Raw genomic sequence first — 3,298 nt, forward strand, 5'->3', positions numbered from 1 at the left:
GCGGGAGATGGAAGTGTCCTTACCGCGTATGGGGACGGCTCACACCTATTCGGCAATTTATCTGCTGACTGATGAGCAGGGAAAAATACTGACCGGAACACCATGGCGCATCACCACACCTTCCGGCCAGGTCGCAACTGGTTTCAGCGATGAGCAGGGATTTACGCTGCCAATTTATACCCGGGCGGAGGAAGAGGCTGAATTGCATATCCTCCAGAAAAAGCCACAGCTTCAGGAACCACTCTGGTTTATCGGTGATGTCAGTGAGGAATCCTTCGAAACTGAATACAGGGAGAGCAAATAATGGAACTGCCCGATTTACCCAATTCACCGGGGCTGGACCTCCCCGGCAGCCAAAGCAATCAGCCTTGGGAATGCACCACCACCGGCATTGAAATGGTGGAGAAGCAATCAAAGCTGCCTACTTCTTCCAGCCGACAATATCTGCATATTAAAGTGGAATATGCTATGCGTTTTCCACGCCTGACGGCACAAATCCGGCGCAATGGCTCGAGCTACCAGATGAGCCTGAAGCAGGTGATGATGAGCGGACTGATCCGCGTGGATGAGATCGCGGCGAACTATCGCTGGTGGTACAAAGCTGAAGTGCCGTTTGATATGCGCACCACGCCGCCGCGCCCGTTTCTCAGCAGTTCACTGCTGGCTGACGGTGCGGAGCGGCGTCACACCACCAATCCATTCCCGGTACCAGGTAAGGGGATCTATCGCCGCCCGGACGTGATCATTGTTAAGAATAAGCAGGATCGCTGGCCGGGACTGGCGGGAACGGATACGGAAGGTGTGATGCATGCGGATAATCTTGAGCGACTGATAGAGGTGAAGTTTCCGGGGGATAAACTTGATCGTGAACAATACGAAGAATATATGCTTATCGTTGGTGGAACCGGCCAAGAAAGACGCATGACAATTTTGGAAATCTATGATTGCCGACCCGAAGAACATAAGTGGAGTGATCAGGTAGTCAACGTCACGATGCAAGCCTGGAAAACAAGCGGAGAAAAATACTGGCCGCTGGCGATTTATCCACCTATTTTCATACCACGTCCGCCAACGTCTCCTTCACCCGCTAAAATCCAGCCATGGACACATGCGGGCAAATCGGTTGCTGACCTCAGCGAAGGCGTTATCAATAATCTCTCTTCTGGCTGGAATGCGTTATCGACTGAGATGCAGCAAAAGTTGCAGTCGGCGTCAGGCTGGCTGAATGACAGCGGCGAATGGGTGTATACACAGGGGCAACAAGCCTGGCGCTGGGCAAGCAAAACCGGAAGAAGTGCCGCATCCTGGAGTGATGAACAACTGCGTGCCGCATGGCACAGCATTCAACGCGCCACCGATATGTCACTGGAGATGCTCAGGCGTGTTAACTGGGTGCAGGTGCTGACCGATGTGGCAAAGACGGTTGGTGTGATTCTGGTTGTGGTTGGAGTGGGCGCATTGGTTGTTACACTGGGCATCCCGGAAGCGCTGATTGGCGCATTTTTAATAATCATTCGCCTGGCAATTAGCGCGTGGGGCACCCTTTCCACCATTCTCGGTGCTGGCGCAGTGACTGCTACAGCAGTAGCCGGTTAAACAGGAGCAGGTATGAAATTACAGGATTACGAGCTGGATTATATTGAAAAATGGCTACCCGAGGCATCAGTAAAATATAAAGATGGTAGCCAAGCAGTGAATCTTGGTATAATTATTACCGTATTTTTCAAGGACGGCCATCTGCCTGAAGTACGTCGCAAGATGGTTGAATGTGTAGATCGTTTTTACGACCAATTTAAACCCTATTTAAAAAAAACACTAGCACCAAAATGGGTGAGTATAACAGAAAAAAACTATCAAAAAAAACGTCAAAAAATTATAGAGCTGTCTTCAGAAGAAATATTCTCGTGGTATTTGGGGGGGGAGGAAACAGATTACCATTCTCCAGATTATGAAATTCTTATCATGGGCAAAAGAATATTTAATAATGAGGATAATCGCTCTGTCATCAAGCTCTGCTTTCCATTTTCTCTACTGAAAGAATCTGGGGGTAAGCAACGCTATGAATCATGGATAAAATGGCTGTGCGATACTTTTAATGTTGAAAGTGGCTATGCAGGGCTTTCCTTTATTCTGCCATATGCGTTTGAACGCATGTTTCCTTATGAATATGCACTATCACAACGTTTTCCTGGGGTTATAGTCGACTCGCTCGGTACGCTGGAAGGCGGCGCGGCAGTTCTGGGATTAAAAGGTGCCTGCTGGTATACCATTATTGGTAACCCGTGGCTAAATGAACTTGGTGGTCAACAACGCGTTGAGCATCGCCTTTCAAATACTCCAGAAATTAAAGTTCTACCATACAGTAATGGTATTATTCTTAAAGCTGGAGAACTTCCACCTGCGCTTGGCGAAGTTAAAACTGAAGAGCTTCCTCCGCTGCTAGTCAAAGTGAACCAAATCGTTAAGCCTGTTCGCTTAAATATTACACGTTCACTGCATTTCTATTCCGAATATGAAAACCTTCAGTTTGAAGAAGAATCAACAAAAAAGTGGTATGAACGTTTTGATGAAGCCAGTGCCTTACTTGACGACGAAAAAGATAATTCTTCATCTGAGCTAGTTCGTATTACTGTCTGGAGCGATCAGGTCGCCATTCATTCCGGGCAATGGGCCGCAACCGTAGACGGAACAACGCAATATATCCAGATTTTACAGGGGCAAAGATTGCCAGAGTTTGAAGATATTTATGGCGTTAAACACCACGCTTGCTGGTCGCTATTAAAACGAGATGACAATGGTAGCGTGTTTTTATTGTCTGAGTGATTAAATTTTCAATCCTGTACTGCTCAGCAAAATCGGGTGCAGCGTAGCCTCCTGGAGTGATGTTTTGCTTCCGCCCGGCGGCTGTGCCGCGCCCGGAGATTGTCGGCACGCATCCGGCGCGCATTGAAAGCCGCAACGCTGATGATATCTATGCCCATCTCGACGAGCTGGGCCGCTGCCGGGTGAAGCTCGACGTTGACCGCCTGTTCAGCGAATCCGGCTACAGCTACCTGTGGGTGCGGCTGGCAAAACCCTACACCGGCAGAGATTACGGTTTTCACGCGCCGCTGATTCAGGGCACCGAAGTCGGTATCGCCTTTGACGGCGGCGACCCGGACCGCCCGTACATCGCGCACGCCTTCCACGACTCAGAACATCCCGACATCGTCAGCCGCGACAACCGCAGCCAGAACACTCTGCGCACTCCCGCCGGAAATGAACTGCGCATGGAAAGACAAACGTGGCAAAGAACATA

The 3,298-nt window shown here is 49.5% G+C and carries 2 protein-coding genes and 2 pseudogenes; all 4 read left to right on the forward strand.

What is annotated here, in order from left to right; all coding sequences use genetic code 11:
* Positions 1–304: pseudogene (locus tag MWH02_RS22950) on the forward strand (type VI secretion system tip protein VgrG); the annotation flags it as partial.
* On the forward strand, positions 304–1,596 hold the full coding sequence (locus MWH02_RS22955) for a VRR-NUC domain-containing protein (RefSeq protein WP_271461513.1): 1,293 nt from the start codon (positions 304–306) through the stop codon (positions 1,594–1,596). The pseudogene MWH02_RS22950 and the gene MWH02_RS22955, both read left to right, overlap by 1 nt.
* Positions 1,597–1,608: 12 nt before the next feature.
* Positions 1,609–2,823 (forward strand): DUF3396 domain-containing protein, encoded by a 1,215-nt coding sequence (locus tag MWH02_RS22960; protein WP_271461514.1) that lies wholly within the window; start codon positions 1,609–1,611, stop codon positions 2,821–2,823.
* Positions 2,824–2,888: 65 nt separating this feature from the next.
* Positions 2,889–3,298 (forward strand): annotated as a pseudogene (locus MWH02_RS22965) (phage baseplate assembly protein V); the annotation flags it as partial.

The sequence above is a fragment of the Pantoea leporis genome (assembly GCF_028048155.1).
GTDB lineage: Bacteria > Pseudomonadota > Gammaproteobacteria > Enterobacterales > Enterobacteriaceae > Pantoea > Pantoea leporis.